Origin of the sequence: Streptomyces durmitorensis (assembly GCF_023498005.1) — a bacterium.
Classification (GTDB): domain Bacteria; phylum Actinomycetota; class Actinomycetes; order Streptomycetales; family Streptomycetaceae; genus Streptomyces; species Streptomyces durmitorensis.
Genome location: NZ_CP097289.1, coordinates 8,923,069 through 8,942,267 on the forward strand (window position 1 = coordinate 8,923,069; position 19,199 = coordinate 8,942,267).

General features: G+C 71.1%; 8 protein-coding genes. 5 read left to right on the forward strand and 3 right to left on the reverse strand.

Annotation, left to right across the window (positions count from 1 at the left end):
* Nucleotides 1-17: 17 nt before the first annotated feature.
* Both M4V62_RS39495 and M4V62_RS39500 read left to right on the forward strand, forming a co-directional pair.
* Nucleotides 18-11,327, forward strand: coding sequence for a type I polyketide synthase (locus tag M4V62_RS39495; RefSeq protein WP_249592007.1), 11,310 nt, complete (start codon nt 18-20; stop codon nt 11,325-11,327).
* Nucleotides 11,328-11,421: 94 nt separating this feature from the next.
* Nucleotides 11,422-12,192: a thioesterase II family protein gene (locus M4V62_RS39500; RefSeq protein WP_249593197.1), complete on the forward strand. Its 771-nt coding sequence runs from the start codon at nt 11,422-11,424 to the stop codon at nt 12,190-12,192.
* A gap of 68 nt (nt 12,193-12,260) precedes the next feature.
* On the opposite strand, the gene M4V62_RS39505 is transcribed toward M4V62_RS39500, so the two are convergent.
* The gene (locus M4V62_RS39505; protein ID WP_249592008.1) at nt 12,261-12,917 is read right to left on the reverse strand and encodes a helix-turn-helix transcriptional regulator; all 657 of its coding nucleotides are present in this window, start codon (nt 12,915-12,917) and stop codon (nt 12,261-12,263) included.
* 255 nt (nt 12,918-13,172) lie between these two features.
* Here M4V62_RS39505 and M4V62_RS39510 point away from each other — a divergent pair, with 255 nt between their 5' ends.
* Nucleotides 13,173-13,820 (forward strand): class I SAM-dependent methyltransferase, encoded by a 648-nt coding sequence (locus M4V62_RS39510; protein ID WP_249592009.1) that lies wholly within the window; start codon nt 13,173-13,175, stop codon nt 13,818-13,820.
* Nucleotides 13,821-13,891: 71 nt separating this feature from the next.
* Here the strand turns inward: M4V62_RS39510 and M4V62_RS39515 are convergent, their stop codons facing one another.
* Nucleotides 13,892-15,391 (reverse strand): hypothetical protein, encoded by a 1,500-nt coding sequence (locus M4V62_RS39515; protein ID WP_249592010.1) that lies wholly within the window; start codon nt 15,389-15,391, stop codon nt 13,892-13,894.
* 202 nt (nt 15,392-15,593) lie between these two features.
* Here M4V62_RS39515 and M4V62_RS39520 point away from each other — a divergent pair, with 202 nt between their 5' ends.
* Nucleotides 15,594-17,132, forward strand: a complete 1,539-nt coding sequence (locus tag M4V62_RS39520; RefSeq protein WP_249592011.1) for an ROK family protein — start codon at nt 15,594-15,596, stop codon at nt 17,130-17,132.
* Between the two features lie 9 nt (nt 17,133-17,141).
* Complete coding sequence (locus tag M4V62_RS39525) at nt 17,142-17,840, forward strand: hypothetical protein (RefSeq protein ID WP_249592012.1); 699 nt, start codon at nt 17,142-17,144, stop codon at nt 17,838-17,840.
* 55 nt (nt 17,841-17,895) lie between these two features.
* On the opposite strand, the gene M4V62_RS39530 is transcribed toward M4V62_RS39525, so the two are convergent.
* On the reverse strand, nt 17,896-19,197 hold the full coding sequence (locus tag M4V62_RS39530; RefSeq protein ID WP_249592013.1) for a DUF6519 domain-containing protein: 1,302 nt from the start codon (nt 19,195-19,197) through the stop codon (nt 17,896-17,898).
* Nucleotides 19,198-19,199 lie beyond the last annotated feature (2 nt).

The window sequence follows — 19,199 nt, forward strand, 5'->3', positions numbered from 1 at the left end:
GCCTGGAGTTGAGAACGATGGACAACGAGGACAAGCTCCGCTATTTCCTGAAGCGGGTCACCGCGGACCTGCGTGACACGCGCAGGCGTCTGCGCGAGGTCGAGGAGGGCGAGCAGGAGCCGGTGGCGATCATCGGCATGAGCTGCCGCTACCCCGGCGACGTACGCTCCCCCGAGGACCTGTGGGAGCTGGTCGCGAACGGCCGCGACGGCGTGACGGCGTTCCCCGCCGACCGGGGCTGGGGCGAGGTCGAACTGTCCGACCCCGAGGACCCCGACCGCGCGTTCCGCACCGAAGGCGGATTCCTGCACGACGCGGCCGAGTTCGACCCCGGCGTGTTCGGGATATCGCCCCGCGAGGCCCTTGCGATGGACCCGCAGCAGCGGTTACTCCTGGAGACCTCCTGGGAGGCGTTCGAGCGGGCCGGGATCGACGCGTCGTCGCTGCGCGGCAGCAGGACGGGCGTGTTCGCCGGAGTGATGTACCACGACTACACGTCGCGGCTGCGGTCGGTGCCGGAGGGAGTCGAGGGCTTCCTCGGCACCGGCAGCTTCGGCAGCGTCGCCTCCGGCCGCGTGTCCTACACGTTCGCCCTTGAGGGGCCCGCCGTCACGGTGGACACCGCCTGCTCGTCCTCCCTGGTCACGCTGCATCTGGCGGCCCAGGCACTGCGGTCGGGCGAGTGCACGCTCGCCCTCGCGGGCGGTGTCACCGTGATGGCGACACCGGACACGTTCATCGGCTTCAGCAAGCAGCGCGGCCTCGCCGCGGACGGCCGGTGCAAGTCCTTCTCCGAGGACGCCGACGGCACCGGCTGGGGCGAGGGCGCCGGCATGCTGCTCCTGGAGCGTCTCTCCGACGCCCGGCGCAACGGCCACACCGTCCTTGGGGTCGTGCGCGGATCGGCGGTCAACCAGGACGGCGCGTCCAACGGCCTCACCGCGCCCAACGGCCCGTCGCAGCAGCGCGTGATCCGGCAGGCGCTCGACAGTGCCGGACTGACCGCCGGCCAGGTCGACGCGGTCGAGGCGCACGGCACCGGCACCACCCTCGGCGACCCGATCGAGGCCCAGGCGCTCCTTGCGACGTACGGTCAGGACCGCACCGCCGACCGGCCGTTGTGGCTCGGTTCGGTGAAGTCCAACATCGGCCACACGCAGGCGGCTGCCGGTGTGGCGGGCGTGATCAAGACGGTCATGGCGATGCGGCACGGCGTACTGCCGCCGACCCTGCACGTCGGCGAGCGCTCCCGGCACGTCGACTGGTCGGCGGGCGCCGTGGAACTCCTGACCGAGGGGCGGCCGTGGCCGGAGACGGGGCAGCCGCGCAGGACAGCGGTGTCGTCCTTCGGCATCAGCGGAACCAACGCCCACGTCGTCCTCGAACAGGCCCCGGTCGAGGACCCCGACGACGAACCGGGGGAGCCCCTGGCCCCCGTCGACCCCGTCGTCGCCGACGCCGTGCCGTGGATCCTTTCCGGCAACGACCCCGCCGCCCTGCGCGAGCGCGCCGCCGCTCTCGTGTCCCACCTGGACGGCCGGGACGAGACACCGGTGGACGTGGGCTACTCGCTCGCCGTGAGCAGGACCGCACTTGAGCACCGCGCCGCCGTCGTCGGCGCGGACCGCGCGGAACTGCTGCGCGGTCTTGAGGCCCTGGCCACAGGTGGCGAGGCACCGAACCTGGTGCGCGGCACCGTCGGAACGCGCGGCAAGCTCGCGTTCCTGTTCAGCGGACAGGGCAGCCAACGGGTGGGTATGGGACGTGAGTTGTACGGGGAGTTCCCCGTGTTCGCGCAGGCCCTCGACGAGATCTGCGCGGGCCTGGACCCGCACCTGGACCGGCCGCTCCGGGACGTGCTCTTCGCCGAGCCCGGCACCGAGACCGCCGCCCTGCTCGACCTGACCACCTACACGCAGCCCGCGCTGTTCGCGATCGAGGTGGCGCTGTTCCGCCTCGTCACCGCGTGGGGTCTCACCCCGCAGTTCCTCGCGGGCCACTCCATCGGAGAACTCGCGGCGGCGCACGTGTCGGGCGTGTTCTCCCTCGCCGACGCGTGCACGCTCGTCGCCGCCCGCGGCAGGCTGATGGGTGCGCTGCCCGAGGGCGGGGCGATGCTGTCGCTGCGCGCGGACGAGGACACCGTCCGCGCGCTGGTCGCCGAGCACGGCGGCACGGTGGACGTCGCGGCGGTCAACGGCCCCGAGTCCACGGTGCTCTCGGGTGACGCCGACGCCGTGGCCGCGATCGACGCCGCATGGCGGGAGCGCGGCGGCAAGACCCGGTACCTGAAGGTCAGCCACGCGTTCCACTCGCCGCACGTGGACGCCGTACTCGACGACTTCCGCGCCGTCGCCCGGACCATCACGTACGGCACCCCGGCGATCCCGGTGGTGTCCACGCTGACCGGCGCCGTCCTGACCCCGGCACAGGCACGCGACCCGGAGCACTGGGTGCGCCACGTGCGCGAGGCGGTGCGGTTCCTCGACGGCGTGCGGTGCCTGGGCGAGCAGGGCGTCACCAACTTCCTGGAGCTGGGCCCCGACGCGGTCCTGACCGCGGCGGGCCGCGACTGCGCCGACGAGGGCGCGCTCCTTGTCGCAGGCGCACGCGCGAACCGGCCCGAGGGCGCCACGCTCACCTCGGCGGTCGCGGCCCTGCACGTGCGGGGTGTCGCCCTCGACTGGCAGGCGGTGTTCGCGGGCCGAGGCGCCCGGCGCACCGACCTGCCCACGTACCCCTTCCAGCGCACCAGGTACTGGCTGGACGTCGGCGCGCACGTGGGAGACATGACCTCGGTGGGCCTGCGGCCCGCCGACCACCCGCTCCTCGGCGCCGCGGTCACCCTGGCCGACGAGGAGGGAGCCCTGCTCACGGGCAGGCTCTCCCTGGCCACCCACCCGTGGCTGGCCGACCACACCGTCGGTGGCGTGGTCCTCGTACCAGGCGCCGCGTTGGTGGAGCTCGCGATCAGGGCGGGCGACCAGGTCGGCCTTGACCACGTGGAGGAGCTGACGCTGGCGGCGCCGCTGGTCCTGCCCGAGGACGGCGCGGTACGGCTCCAGGTGTCCGTCGGAGCCCCGGACGAGTCGGGGCGCCGTGCCCTGAGCGTCTACTCACGGGCCGACGACGCACCCGACGACGAACCGTGGACGCGGCACGCCTTCGGCACGCTCGCGTCGGAAGCGGCGGCCCCGGCCGCCGACACCGGCGCCTGGCCGCCCGCCGGAGCCGAACGCATCGACATCGAGGGCCGCTACGACGACCTCGCCGCGTCCGGACTCGGCTACGGGCCCGCGTTCCGCGGCCTGCGCGCTGCGTGGCGGCAGGGCGACGAGGTGTTCGTGGAGCTGGAGCTGCCCGACCAGGACGGCGCGGGCTCCTTCGGACTGCATCCCGCGCTGCTCGACTCCGCGCTGCACGCCATCGGCCTCGGCGACTTCGTCACCGACACGGAGCGGCTGCACCTGCCGTACTCCTGGCGCGGCGTGCGGCTGCACAGCAGCGGCGCGTCCGCACTGCGGGGGCGGCTGTCCCCGGCGGGCGCATCGGGCGTCGCGATCGCCCTGACGGACGGCACGGGTGCCGCCGTCGCCACGGTCGAGGAACTGTCGCTGCGGCCACTGTCGACGGACGGCCTCACCGGCGACCGCCTCGACTCGCTGTTCCGGGTCGACTGGACGCGGGTGAGCCCCGCCGAGGCGCCCCCGTCCCGCTGGGCGGTCCTGGGGGACGAGCCCGACCTGGCCGCGCTGGCGGAGGACGAGGTGCCGGACCTCGTGTTCGCCCCCGTGCCCCCGGCAGCGACCCCTGCGGAGGCCACGCACCGGGCGCTGGCCCTGGTGCATGCCTGGCTCGCCGACGACCGGTTCGGCTCGGCGCGACTGGTGTTCGTCACCGGCGGCGCGGTGGCATCAGGCCACGACGAAGACGTCCTCGACCTGGACAACGCCCCGGTGTGGGGCCTCGTACGCGCGGCACAGTCCGAGCACCCCGGCCGGTTCGTGCTCATCGACACCGATACCGAGTGGTCGGCGGACGGGGCCCACGCTCTGTTGGGTGCCGTCGCGACCGGTGAGCCTCAACTCGCCCTGCGCGCCGGTGAATTGCTGGCGCCGAGGCTCGTGCGGGCCCGTCCAGCAAACCAGGACGAGCCGGACTTCGGTGCCGGTCCGGTTCTCGTGACCGGTGCGAGCGGGACGCTGGGCGGCCTCGTGGCGCGGCATCTGGTAGTACGGCACGGGGTGCGACGCCTGATCCTTGCGAGCAGGCGCGGTCAAGTGGGCGACCTGTACGGCGAGTTGGTCGGCCTGGGTGCCGACGTCACCACTGTCGCCTGTGACGTGGCCGAGCGCGACGCGGTGGCGGCCCTCCTCACCGAGCACCCCGTGACGGCCGTCGTGCACGCGGCGGGTGTCCTGGACGACGGCGTGATCGAGTCGCTGACCCCGGAACGGATCGACACCGTGTTCCGGCCCAAGGTCGACGCCGCCCGGCACCTGCACGAGCTGACGCGCGATCTGGACCTGTCCGCGTTCGTGCTGTTCTCCTCCGCGGCCGGCACCTTCGGCAACGCGGGCCAGGCCAATTACGCGGCCGCCAACGCCTTCCTGGACGCACTCGCCCAGCACCGGCGAGCGCAGGGTCTGCCCGCGACGTCGCTCGCGTGGGGCCTGTGGGCGGACGCGAGCGGCATGACCGACGAACTGGCCGAGACCGACCGCGGCCGCCTCGCACGGGCCGGTGTCGCCGGTCTCTCCGCCGAGGAGGGGCTGCGCCTCTTCGACGCCGCCCTCGCGCTGCCGTCGGCCGTGGCCGTACCCATGCGCCTCGACCTGGCCCCGCTGCGGGCCCGCCCCGAGGCCGTACCCGCCCTGCTCCGCGCGCTCGTGCGCACGGCGCGCCCCGAGGCCGCCAAGGCCGACGGGGGCCTGGCGGCGCGGATCTTTGCCCTGCCGCTCGAAGAGCGCCTCCCGGCCGTGCTCGACCTCGTACGCACCTGCGTCGCCGCCGTGCTCGGCCACGCCTCCGCCACCGCGGTGGAGGCGGAGCGAGCCTTCGACGAGCTCGGGTTCGACTCGCTGACCGCGGTCGAGCTGCGCAACCGGCTCGACGCGGCCACCGGCCTGCGCCTGCCCGCCACGCTGGTCTTCGACTACCCGACGCCCCTGGCCCTCGCCAAGCACCTGCGCGCCACGCTGCTCGGCGACGACGAGACGCGAACGGCGACCGTCCGCACGGCCGCCGCCGACGACGAGCCGATCGCCATCGTCGGCATGAGCTGCCGCTACCCCGGCGGAGTGCGCTCGTCGGAGGACCTGTGGCGACTGGTCGCCGAGGGCCGTGACGCCGTGTCCGACTTCCCCGACAACCGGGGCTGGGACGTCGAGGCGCTCTACGACCCCGACCCCGAGAACATGGGCACAAGCACCGTCAGGTCGGGCGGCTTCCTGCACGACGCCGCCGAGTTCGACCCCGCGTTCTTCGGCATGTCGCCGCGCGAGGCCCTCGCGGTCGACCCACAGCAGCGACTGCTCCTGGAGACCTCCTGGGAGGCGTTCGAGCGGGCCGGCATCGACCCCAAGTCGCTGCGGGGCAGCGCGACCGGTGTCTTCGCGGGCGTGATGTACAACGACTACGCCGCCCGGCTCGGCCGCTCTCCGGAAGGCTTCGAGGGCCAGCTCGGCGTCGGCAGCTCCGGCAGTGTCGCGTCCGGCCGCGTGTCCTACGTCTTCGGCCTCGAAGGCCCCGCGGTGACCGTGGACACGGCGTGCTCGTCGTCGCTGGTGGCGATGCACCTGGCGAGCCAGGCGCTGCGCTCCGGTGAGTGCACGCTGGCCCTCGCGGGCGGCGTGACGGTGATGGCGAGCCCGGCGACCTTCGTCGAGTTCAGCAGGCAGCGCGGCCTGGCTCCGGACGGGCGCTGCAAGGCGTTCTCCGAGAGCGCCGACGGCACCGGCTGGGGCGAGGGGATCGGCATGCTGGTGCTCGAGCGGCTTTCGGACGCCCGGCGCAACGGTCACCGCGTCCTCGCGGTCGTGCGGGGTTCGGCGGTGAACCAGGACGGCGCGTCCAACGGCCTCACCGCGCCGAACGGCCCCTCGCAGCAGCGCGTCATCCGCCAGGCCCTGGCGAACGCGGGCCTGACCCCGTCCGACGTGGACGCGGTCGAGGCGCACGGCACCGGCACCACCCTCGGCGACCCGATCGAGGCCCAGGCCCTCCTCGCCACCTACGGCCAGGACCGTGCCGGAGAGCCCCTGTGGCTCGGTTCGCTGAAGTCGAACATCGGCCACACGCAGGCGGCTGCCGGTGTCGGTGGCGTCATCAAGATGGTGATGGCGCTGCGACACGCCGAACTGCCGAAGTCGCTGCACGTCGACGCACGCTCCTCGCACGTGGACTGGTCGGCGGGCGAGGTCGACGTACTGACGGAGACCCGTCCGTGGCCGGCCGTCGGTCGACCGCGCAGGGCGGGTGTGTCGTCGTTCGGCGTGAGCGGGACGAACGCACACACCATTCTGGAACAGGCCCCGGAGCCGGAGGAGTTGACTCCGGACGCGACGCCCGACGAGACCCCGGCCGCTTCGGCTTCGGATTCGGCATCGGTGTCCGTACCGGTCCCGCTGGTGTTCTCCGCGCGCACGGAAGCCGCCCTGCGCGCCCATGCCGCCCAACTCGCCACTGCGGTGGAGGGGTCGGCGCTGGTGGATGTGGCGGATGCTCTGCTGTCGCGGTCGGTGTTCGATCACCGGGCGGTGGTGGTTTCGGGTGGTGCCGATGCGTTGGCGGCGGTGGCTGCGGGCTCTGAGTCCACTCGTGTGGCGATTGGTGTGGCGCGGCCTGCGGGCAAGGTGGCGTTCGTGTTCCCGGGGCAGGGTTCGCAGTGGCTGGGGATGGGTGCGGAGTTGGCGGAGTCCTCGCCGGTGTTCCGTGCTTCTCTCGATGCGTGTGCTGATGCGCTCGCGCCGTATGTGGACTGGTCGTTGCACGAGGTGCTGGCTGATGGTGCCGAGTTGGAGCGGGTGGACGTTGTGCAGCCCGCGTTGTTCGCGGTGATGGTGTCGCTGGCCGCGCTGTGGCGTTCGTACGGTGTGGAGCCCGACGCGGTGGTCGGGCACAGCCAGGGCGAGATCGCCGCCGCTCACGTTGCGGGTGCATTGTCGCTGGCCGACGCCGCCAAGGTGGTCGCGCTGCGCAGCAAGGCGATCCTGGCGCTCTCGGGGCAGGGCGGCATGGTGTCGCTCGCGGTGACGGCCGATGCCGCGCGGGAGCGGATCGCGCGGTGGGACGGACGGATATCCGTCGCTGCTGTGAATGGCCCGGGTTCGGTGGTGGTGGCGGGTGATGCCGACGCCCTGGACGAGCTGATGGAGTCGTGCGCGGCAGACGAGGTGCGCGCCCGTCGGGTGCCCGTCGACTACGCGTCGCATTCGCCGCACGTGGAGCGTATTCAGGAGGCGTTGGCGGGAGTATTGGCCGGTGTTGAGCCGACGCCCGCGAGCGTGCCGATGCTGTCCACGGTGACGGGGGAGTGGTTGACCGGGACCGAGGTCGGCGCCGAGTACTGGTATCAGAACCTGCGGAACACCGTGCGGTTCGAGGACGCGACCCGCGGTCTGCTCGACCACGGGGTCGGCGTGTTCGTCGAGTGCAGCCCGCACCCCGTCCTCACCATCGGCGTGTCCGAGACGGTGGAGGCCACCGGTGGCGACGCCGTCATGGTGGGCACGCTGCGCCGGGACGAGGGCGGCCTCGACCGGTTCCTGCTCTCCGCCGCCGAGGCATACGTAGGGGGCCTGCCGTTCGACTGGCGTGCCGTGGTGCCCGCCGGGCGGCCCGTCGAGCTGCCCACCTACCCCTTCCAGCGCAAGCACTACTGGCTCGACGTCCCGCGTGATCTGCGCTTCGTCGAAGCGGCCGGTGGTCTCGGCCTCGCGGACGCCGACCATCCGCTGCTCGGCGCCGCCGTGGACCTCGCCGACGAGCAGGGCCTGGTGTGCACCGGCAGGCTCGGCACGGACACCCACCCGTGGCTCGCCGACCACGCCGTCGCACGGACGACGCTCCTGCCCGGCACCGCCTTCGCGGAGATCGCGCTCGCGGCGGGCGGCAGGCTCGGCCTTGACGAGGTGGAGGAACTGGCGCTCGCCGCACCGCTGGTGCTGCCCGAACGTGGCGGCGTGCGCCTGCGGGTGACGGTCGGCGGCGACGACGGCTCCGACCGGCGGGCACTGAGCATCGACTCCTGCCCGGACGATCCCGCCGCCGGAGCCGACTGGACCCGGCACGCCACCGGCTTCCTCACCACAGGAACCCCCGTCGAGCCGGCCGCTGTCTCGCAGTGGCCGCCCGTCGGAGCCGAGCCCGTCGACATCGACGGCCTCTACGACAGCCTGGAAGGGGCCGGCTTCGCCTATGGGCCCGCCTTCCAGGGCCTCAGGGCGGCATGGCGCGGCGAGCGCGCCGTGTACGCCGAGATCAGCCTTGACGAGGACCAGCACCGGGACGCCGCGTCGTTCGGCCTCCACCCGGCGCTGCTCGACGCCGCGCTGCACGCCTGCATGCTCGGCGGCCTCGTCGAAGACGCCGGTCGCCCCCGGCTCCCGTTCTCCTGGAGCGGGATCCGATGGCACGCGACCGGTGCCACAGCGGCGCGGGTACGGCTCACACCGGCCGGACCCGACGCCGTCTCCCTGGAACTGACCGACGTACAGGGGAACCCCCTGGCGACGGTCGCATCACTGGTCCTGCGGCCGATCGCCGCCGACCAATGGGGTGCGCGCCACCGCGATTCACTGTTCCGGCTGGAGTGGGTGGCCGCACCGACCCGTGCGGCCACCCCCGCTCCCGCCCGCGGTTGCGCAGTCGTCGGCCCCGACGACCTGAAGGTCGGCGCGGGCCTCGCCGCGGCCGGCATCGCCGTCGAGGAGCACGAGAACCTCACGGCGCTCGCCGAGGCCGGTGTGCCGGGGCTCGTCGTCGTCCCGTGCGCCGAGGACGACGTGGAGCCGGTAACCGGGGCCCGCACCGCCGCCCTGCGCGCGCTGCGCCTTGCCCAGGAGTGGCTCGCCGACGACCGGTTCCTCGCATCGCGCCTCGTCTTCGTGACCCGCGGGGCCGTCGCGACCGGACCCGACGAGGACGTGAACGACATCGCCGACGCGGCGGTGTGGGGCCTGATCCGGTCGGCACAGTCCGAGAACCCCGAGCGGTTCACGCTGGTCGACGTGGACGGGCACGACACCTCCTGGCCGGCGCTGCCCGCCGCCCTCGCCGCTGCCGAGCCGCAACTGGCTCTGCGCACCGGTGACGTGCTGGTGCCGCGCATCGCCCGCACCAGGCCCTCCGATGCGGAGTCCGGAATCGAGTTCGCGCCCGGCGGCACCGTCCTGGTGACCGGCGCCACCGGCATGATCGGCGGCCTCGTCACCCGGCACCTCGTGACCGAGCACGGCGTCCGGCACCTCGTCCTCGCCAGCCGCAGCGGCGCCGCCGCACCCGGCGCCGACGCCCTCCGCGCCGAACTGACCGACCTCGGCGCGCACGTGACGCTCGCCGCCTGCGACGTCACCGACCCCGGCGCGCTGAAGGAACTCCTCGCCGCGGTGCCCGCGGACCACCCGCTGACCGGCGTGGTGCACTCGGCGGGCGTCCTGGACGACGGCACGATCACCTCGCTGACCCCGGACCAGGTCGACAGGGTGTTCCGGCCCAAGGTCGACGCGGCCTGGAATCTGCACGAGCTGACCCGTGACCTGGACCTGTCCGCGTTCGTGCTGTTCTCCTCGGCGGCGGGCATCCTCGGAGGCCCCGGCCAGGGCAACTACGCGGCGGCCAACGCGTTCGTCGACGCGCTCACCCACCACCGCAGGGCCGCAGGACTCCCCGCGACATCACTGGCGTGGGGCTTGTGGGAGACGGCAAGCGCGATGACCGGCGACATGGCGGAGACCGACCTGGCGCGCCTTTCCCGCTCCGGTGTCGGGGGACTGACCGAGGAGCAGGGCCTCGCGCTGTTCGACCTCGGATGCGCTGCGGACGACGCGGTCGTGGTGCCGATGCGGCTCGACCTCGGCTCCTTGCGCGGCGGGCCCGACGAGGTGCCTCCGCTGCTGCGCGGCCTCGTGCGCCCGCGGGCCACCAAGGCGGCCGCCGCGAGCGAGGAACCGCTGTCGCAGCGGCTTGCCGGTCTCACGGAGGAGGAGCAGGGGCGGGAACTCCTGCTGCTCGTCCGGGACCAGACGGCGGCCGTACTCGGCTACGCGCCGGAGGAGCTCGATGTCTCCGGCGCACTGACCCAGCTCGGCCTTGACTCCTTGACCGCGCTCCAACTGCGCAACCGGCTCGCCGGCGCGACCGGGCTCCGGCTGCCCACCACCGTCGTGTTCGACCAGCCGACAGGACCGGCGCTCGCCGGTTACCTCCGGCGCGAACTCGCATCGGGAGCCGGGGACGACGACGCTCCCGCCTCGACCGCGGCCCTGGCGGTGGAGGACACGCTCACCGGCCTGTACCGGCAGGCCTGTGACCTCGGCCTGTACGAGGAGGGATGGCAGATGGTGAACGCCGCCGCGCGCGTGCGGCCGGTGTTCGAGACGCCGGACGAGGTGGCCGCACTGCCGCCGGTCACGCTGGCGACCGGTCCTGGAACCCCGCTCCTTTGCCTCCCGCCGACGATGGCGCCGTCCGGCCCGCACTACTTCGGCCGCTTCGCCCCCGTGTTCGCGGGCGAGCGGGACGTGACCGTGCTGCCCAACCCCGGCTTCGCGGCGGGGGAGGCGCTGCCCGCGACCAGGGAAGCGGTCGTGCGCTTCCAGGCCGAGGCCGTCAAGAGGCAGGCAGGCGAAGGGCCGTTCGTGCTCGTCGGCTACTCGTCCGGCGGCTGGCTGGCCAACGCGGTCGCCGCGCTGCTCGAACAGGAGGGCACCTCACCGGCGGCGGTGGTGCTCGTCGACACGTACACCGCGACGAATTCGTTCGAGGGGCGGCTCGAGGAGGCGCTGCGGCAACGCGCGGCCACCAGCGAGGCGTTCGAGCTGATGTCAGGGGCACAACTGACAGGCCAGGGCGGCTACTTGCGCATCTTCGGGGACTGGGAACCCGAACCGATCGACACGCCGACCCTGTACGTGCACGCCACCTTCCCGCCGGGGGAGTCGCAGGCACTGGAGACCGAGGACGACTGGCGTCCCCAGTGGCCCCTGCCGCACGAGGACGCCGACGTCCCCGGCGACCACTTCACGATCATGGACGACCACTCGGAGTCGACGGCGCTCGCCGTACGGGCCTGGCTGGCCGGCGACCGGGGTACCAACTCCCCCTGAACGCACGCGAAGCCCCACCATGGACAGCAGCACGCTGCGTACGACAACCACAGCAGAGCTGCGTACGACAACCACAGCAGAACGGACGATCAACATGACTGTTACCGACGGCAGTGACCTCTGGCTCCGCCGGTTCCACCCCGCACCGGAGGCCCCGGTCCGGCTGGTGTGCTTCCCGCACGCGGGCGGATCGGCGACCTTCTACTTCCCCGTCTCGGCCGCGCTCCAGAGCGACAGCGACGTGGTGGCCCTGCAGTACCCAGGCCGTCAGGACCGCCGGTCCGAGCCCAACGTCGACGACATAGGTGTGCTCGCCGACCGGATCGCGCCCGTGCTCGAGCCGCTGTTCGACCGGCCCGTCGTGCTCTTCGGGCACAGCATGGGCGCGATCCTCGCGTTCGAGGTCGCGCGCAGGCTGGAGGAGAAGGGCCACAAGCCCGCCATGCTGTTCGCCTCCGGCAGGCGCGCACCGTCGACGCGGCGAGTGGAGAACGTCCATCAGCGTGACGACGACGGGATCGTGGCCGAGATGAAGGCCATGAGCGGCACCGACGCCCAGGTACTCGGTGACGAGGAACTGCTGCGGATGGTGCTGCCCTCGATCCGCAGCGACTACCGCGCCATCGAGACGTACGGCTCCGTGCCCGTGAGCGCGACCGTCGCATGCCCGATCACCGCCCTGATCGGCGACGCGGACCCGAAGTCGACGGTCCTGGAAGCCGACGCGTGGCGCTCCCACACGACCGCCGCGTTCGAGATCCACACGTTCCGCGGGGGCCACTTCTTCCTCAGCTCGCGCGCGGCGGAAGTGATCTCACTGACGCGTGAGGGGCTGCGCAGTGCGGTAGCCGTCGGCCGGGCGTAAGGGAGGCGGGGGTTGGACGAGTAGATGGTCCAGCCCCCGTCGCGGCCGTACGCGACTGCGTGCGGACCTCAGATGTAGCCCGCGCGCACCGCGTAGGCCACCGCGTGGGTGCGGTTGCGCAGTTGGAGGCGGGAGGTCAGAGTCTGCAGGACGTTCTTCACCGTCCGCTCGGAATACGCGAGCTTGACCGCTATCTGCCCGGTGTCGAGACCTTCCGCCACCAGTTGGAGGACTTCGACCTCACGCGGGGTCATGCCCATCGTGGGGAGTCCGGCCGGACCTGGTGTGCTGCTGTTGAGCTGTCCCATGCGGGTGAGGAAGGTGCCCAATAAATCGGCCGGTAAGTCACCGTCACCTCGGTGGGCGGCGAGCACGGCCCGCAGCAGCCGCGCCGGCGTGGCCTCTCGTCGCCACACGATCGACGTGACGCCGCACCCGGCGACGTCCAGCAGGTCGGCCTCCCGCATCCGGTCCACCACCAGGACCGCCCGGACGCCCTTGATGCGGACGAGGGTGCGCAGGCTCAGCAGAGTCGTCTCGTCCACGGAGCAGGCGACGAGCAGGGCGACCTGGCCGCGGTCCTGCCGGGTGGTGTCCACCAACTCGATCTCCGCGTACTGGCGGAGCTGGCTGCGCACTCCGGCCCGGGAAATGGGGTCCGATGTGTGAACGGACAACAGCACCCGCTCAGTCGTAGGGACAATCTCGACGGTCTGCTGCTGCACGGGCTAGAGCTCCTTCTGCTTCCATGAAGGCCCAGGGGGTTCGAGCGCGGCAGACATGAGCGTGCACCGCTACCCCCTCGTCGACCAGATAATCAGCTACTGCGTGTGTGCCCTAGGAGGCTCAACGTGTTCCTGATCACCAGGTTCGTGCCCACCGCTCACGTCCCGCTGATGTTCCGCTGACGTCCGGTGCCGTACCGGCAGCCCCTACCCCTCCCTCGTCCCGCCTCAGGGCCACCAACTACTGTCGCGGGCATGGTCGAACACGATGCCCTCACCGCAACCCGCGAGGCCTACGACGATGCCGCGCCCACCTATGCGGAACTGTTCCGCGACTCGCTGCGGGACAGCCCTCTGGACCGCGCGATCCTGGGTGCCTTCGCCGAGTCCGTGACGGCGAGCGGGGCCGGTGAGGTCGCGGATCTGGGCTGTGGCCCCGGTCATGTCACCGCGCATCTCGACGAGTTGGGGCTGGCGGCGTTTGGTGTCGATGCCTCTCCTGCGATGATCGAGCTGGCTCGACAGGCCTATCCGGGCCTGCGCTTCGAGGTGGGCTCGATGGCCGCGTTGGACATCGCCGACGGAGCGCTGGGCGGCGTACTCTCGCGTTGGTCCATCATCCACACACCGCCGCAGGAAGTCCCCGCCGTCCTGGCGGAGTTCCACCGCGTGCTGGCCCCCGGCGGCCACCTCCTGATCGGCTTCTCGGGCAGTGAGGATCCGACGCACCTGACGCAGGTCTTCGACCATGCGGTCGCACCGGCCTACAGGTGGTGGCCCGACCACCTCGCCGCGATGCTGCGGGAGTTGGGATTGGCGGAGGTGGCCAGGCTGGTCCGCGAGCCTCAGCCCACCGACCGCAGGCAGTTCAAGGCGATTCAGCTGCTGGCCCGCAAGGGTTAGGCAGGGGGCTGTCCGACCGAACGGGGAGGGTTCGGACAAGTCGGTGATACGTCCGTGCCGCCGTTCCTGCGTCAGGCCTCCGGGCCGCACCGTATCTTGGGCAGCGGCGCCGGATCGTCTGGGTCGTAGGCGGGCGGTGCGCCGTGTTCGTCGCAGACGACCCGGGCTGTCTCCTCGACCGTGGCCGAGCGGCAGAACTGGGCCGGAGCCTTGGCGTGCTTCGTCGGCCGGGGAAGGGATGGGCCGACCACGACACAGTTGTAGGCGCCGTCCGCCACGAAGTCCGGCCGGGTGCGCATCCCCTCCTCGACGGCCAGGCTGTTGGAGAGGACGACCCACGCGCCCAGCTGGTCGACGCAGTGCTCCGCGGCCTCTAGTGTCCAGCGTTTGACCCGCTGGCTGATCGGCGAGGCGAACAGCGGCACGAAGATGTGCGAGACACCGAATGCCTGGCACTTGCCCAGCCAAGCGGCGTTCTGCTTGATGTCCTCACAGATGAGGATGGCGATGCGGCCGAGGAAGGTCTCCAGTACGGCGACCTGGTCCCCTTTCGAGATGTACTCGGCCGCCGGTTCGTGTTTGGGGCGGTCCGGCAGCTGCCAGTCCTCCGCCTGGCCCTCACCCAGGGTGAAGCCGGCCATCTTGTCCTGCCACAGCAGCACCTGCGCGGTCTCGCGGTCGAACAGGACGGCCCGGTTCGGCGGCGCCGTATCCGGTTCCGTGGGGCCGATGGGTCCGGTGCCGGGAAGGATCCACTGGAGGCGGCTCGCCTCGGACGGGTCGCTGTGCAGGAGGGTGTCCCAGTGTTTGAGTAGATCGTTCGAGAGCGTGCATTCCGGAAGCACGCCTATCTGGGCACCGGAGTTTTCCAGATTCTGGAACACCCTTTCGATCCGTGGGCGGAGCCGGCCGTCGTCCGGTGCGATGCGGTAGAGACCGATATCTTCGCCGTCCGGGAATTCGAACTTCAGATCGAGGTAGCTCTCCAGTACGGGTGCGGCCCCAATGGAAATCGCTTGCCCTCTCGGGCAACCCCGTGGTTCGAGGTGCAGGATACCGCTGTGCCAGATTCCCTCACGAGCAGCCGGGGTGACCCGGTGCACGGAGAAGAAATCAGGTTTTCCCGTGTGTTCTGCCGTGACTTTGCCCGGCCGCGTGTAGCGGGGCAGCAGGAGGCCGGTCCGGTCCGTGTTGCTGTTGAGGCTGTTGGTGTTCTGGTATCGCCGAGCGAGCCAGCACATCGTCTTTTCGCCGGTGGTTCCTGGGTAGATTCCGGCGTTTTCGAAGGCGCGGTCAAGGCCCATGAGTACGGCGAACATTCCCTGATCGCCGTATTGGCGGATGAGGTCGCGCACCAGGTCGATGTCGGCGCGTCCGTCTCTGCGTACGTCCTTGCAGACCAGTTCCGCTCGCTGTTTCACCCCGATGTCACCGAACCACTTGTTCGCGGTACGGCCGCTGAATGGCCAGTTCGGAAGCGCGTCGTACAGGACGACGAAGAGGTCTGCCGGATCGACCGGTAATTCGATCTCGTCGACCGAATGATCGGGATCGCGCGGCTCTTTATTCATGACTCCCCCCGAAGCATGAGTGCGTATCTGAGATGTTAACGGAATGTGTTATCCATGCGTGTCTCCTCGTGGCAAAAAGCTGTAACAGAAAGTATTCGAAGAGCATTTGTGAGCGATCATGAAACGTCACTTGACGCTCGTTTGACATAGCCCCATGCTGGGGATGCACCTCTATGGCTGTCGGAACGAAGGGGCGAGTGACATGAGTGAAACACCGGGACCCAAGGGTGACCGTTTAAGCGAGGTGCAGGCCGCACTCGAGGAGATGCAGGCGGAGCGGATAATTCTGCCCCAGCAGTTCAGTTCATTGGCCATGCTGGTCACCGACGCGTCGTTGACCGCCGACGAACCGGCGATCCAGGCCGCACACGACGGACTCCGCAGGCTGTACGGGCATCACGTGCGGGCCGACCGGGACCAGGCGGAACGCGCCGAGCAGCGGGGGCACCTCCTCGGGCTGCTCGACATGACGACCTGGGCACTGCGCCGCCTGCCCTCGGCACTGCAACTGAACTTCGCCCCCCAGGGGCACACCGTCAGCTTTCTCCTGGAGGTCGTCAAAGAGCAGGGCCTGAGCAACGAGCAACTCGCCGGCCGGCTCAAGGTGGACGCCACGGAGATCAGCCGGATCGGCCGAAGGCTGACGGCGGCCGGCCTGGTGTGGAAGAGCCGACAGTGGCGCCACAACGCCTGGAGCCTCACGTCGCGCGGTACGCAGTACCTGGAGAGCGCCGGTCTGGTCCCGCCCAAGCCTGTGGGCATCGACTACTGCGTAGGCGTCAAGGTCCGTCCGGAGTCACTGACAGGCGTGGTCACCGACGCGAGCGGAGAGGTGCACATCAGCCTGCACCGCCAGGCGCGGTTCGACGGCAGCCAGGAGAAGTTGATCCAGGGACTCGCGCGTTTCGTTCAAGACCTGCTCGACAAGGTGCCGGCTGCGGCCGAGGCGGCCAAGTCGGGGCGGACGGGCCTCGGCGTGGAGATCGGCGGCCATGTGGCGACGGACAGCGGGGACGTCGTCAAGGCGCCCAACTACGCCGACGACGCCTCCTGGTCCGGTCTGTCGCTCGGGGAACTCCTGCGGAAGGCGACGGCGCTGCCCACCGTCGTGGAGAACGACGCCAACGCCATGGCGCAGCTGGCCCTCGCGGTCGGTGACGCGGACGGCAGCAGCCACTTCGCCGCCGTCGTGCTCGACAAGGGGATCGGCGCGGGGCTCGTGGTCGACGGCGAACTCCTTCACGGGGCTTCAGGGGCCGCGGGCGAGATCGGGCACGTCGTGGTCGAGAACTACCAGGGCCACGAGTGCAGTTGCGGGAACAGGGGATGCCTGGAGAGCGTCGCGGGCAGCGACGCCATCGCGCGGCGGGTCCAGGAGATGAGCGGGGATCCGGTGCCGGACCTGGCCCGTGCGCTCGTCCTGCTCAAGAGCGACGACTGCGGCAAGCTCGTCGAGGAGGCCCTGAGGGAGGCCGGCCGGGCGCTGGGCCGAGGCCTCGCGGACCTGCTCAACCTGGCGAACCCGGACCGTGTGGTGCTCTACGGTCCCGAGCCGCTGGTGTCGGAGGACCACGAGAGGTTCCCGGCGGCCAAAGTCTTCATGACGGCCGTGCGCCGGACCAGTATCGAGCATGCATTCTCCACCGCTCGCGATGTCGTCATCGTGACGCGGCCCTACGAGGACGAACTCGGTGCCCGTGCCGCTGCCGCGGTCGCCTGGAACCGGCTCGACCAGGATTAGGGCAGCGCCATGACAGACGAGGAGCCGGCGCGGCCGGATGAGCCATCCGCGGGGCAGGCCCAGCGGATGGCCGTCGGCACGAGGTTCGCGACAACGCGGGACGTGATTGTTCTCGTCGCCGTCCTGCTGCTGCTCGCCGCAGTGTCCGCGACCGTACTGCTCCAGGCGTGGCCGCAGCCTGCGTCCCCGGGCGCGAACACCGAGAGGGCGAGCCGGACGCGGCTGCTGATCTGGAATCCGATGCTGGCGCGGGACACCCGGCTCTTCCTGGTCGTGTTCTCCATCGGCGCTCTGGGCGCCCTGATCCACGTTCTGCGCTCCGCCTACGAGTACGTGGGCAACAGGCGTCTGCGGCGGAGCTGGTTCCTCATGTACCTGCTGGAGCCGCTCGTCGGCGCGTCGCTGGCCCTCGTCGTCTACTGCGTCCTGCGTGGCGGGCTCACCACGAGCGTGGCCTCGTCCGGCGACATCAACCCCTATGGAGTGGCCTCCGTGGCCGCGCTCGTCGGAATGTTCTCCCGGCAGACCGTCGACAAGCTCAGCGTGGTGTTCAACACCCTGCTGACACCACCACGGGACAGCACCGACCAACTGGTCGGCCCCGCCGCGGAACCTCCCGGAGCTCCGGCACCCGGCACCGGACAAGCAGGCAGCGCCGGGCAGCCCGGCGGTGTCGACGGTTCGTCGGACGCCCGCAGCGAGGGCTGAGCTCGGCCTCTCGCCGAGCACGCCGGCCTCGACGGCGCGGCCGGAGCCAAGTCGGCTACGAAGCCGACGGTTTGATGGTGCGGCGATACGTCCTGTCAAGCGAGACCCGGCCGCTCGGATCGAGGCTGATGCGTTGCAAGGGTGCGTAGTGGTGGCGGACGCCGAGTGGCGGGCGGTACTCCGGTGAGTCGGGCGGGCCGGGCCAGACCACCTCGCCCGTTGCCGTGCGCGCCGGGACGAGCCAGTGGTCGCCGCTGCGGTAGTTGCCCCCGGCCTCGAACCAGACCTGTACGCCGTCCTCAAGGTCCAGCCACGTTCCCGCGTCGAGGGGCAGCGCACCGTCGATGAGGTCCCCGTCGGCGGGCTCGCGGTGGTCCCATCGGCGCAGCAGCGGGTGCCGGTCGGCGTCGGACAGAGGGGGCCTTCCGTCCAGCTCCACCGAGCGATCGTCGGCGCTGACGCCGTCGACTCGGAACAGGGGACCGCGGCCCCCTTGCAGGACGCAGTTGTCGTCGATGACTTCCACCTGGTCGTTCACGTGCAGTGATGACCGCTCGTCGCGGCCGAGGCTTTCGAGCGTCACCGAGCGGTCCGTGACGCGGCTGACGGCGAGGACCACCGATGCGTTCTCCCGCGACCAGGTGAAGGTGGCCTGGCCGGGAGGGCCGGAACGGTGAATCTCGATCCGGTAGAGCTGGTTCTCAAGACCTCGGTAGCGGGCGTCCGGAGACGCGATGCATGGATCGTCCGACGTGCGCAGCGGCCGGGCCCGCACACGGAGACGCCCGGTGCTCGCCGGGAGGCTCGCGCGCAGATGGTCGTCGGGCCGGCCTGGGTCGAAGTCCTTGTCGTCCTTCACACTCAGCGCCTTGACCTGCCAGACCACCTGGGACCGAGCGGTGGTGTCGGGGCCGCCGAGAGCCGTCTCGCGGATGGTGTCGTCCTGGAGGGCGACCACCTCGCGTTCCCAGACGTCCAGGTAGACCAAATAGTCGCCGTTCGCCTCCAGTTCCGGAGGCGAGGGAAGGTCCGGCTGTCGGCTGTATCGGCACGGAGGAAGGGGGAGCTCGGGTGCGTCGCGTACGCCGTCGTTCTCGCACAGGATGCCGTCGACGTAGTAGTGGCCCGGAGCGATCGTGACATCCCGGGGGAGGTCCTTCGGCGCGCCGATCTCGAACCCGCTGCCCGGCCCGCCGTGCGGCCCGATGAGATCGGCCGCCAAGGAACGCAGCAAGTGGCGGAGGATGTCGGCCTGTTCGTTCCAGTCCCGGTCGAGCTGAACGCGGCCCTGCTGCATGAGGACACCGCTGAAGTGCTTGTACACGTCGAAGCCGACGCTGGAGTAGTCGCCTGCCATGA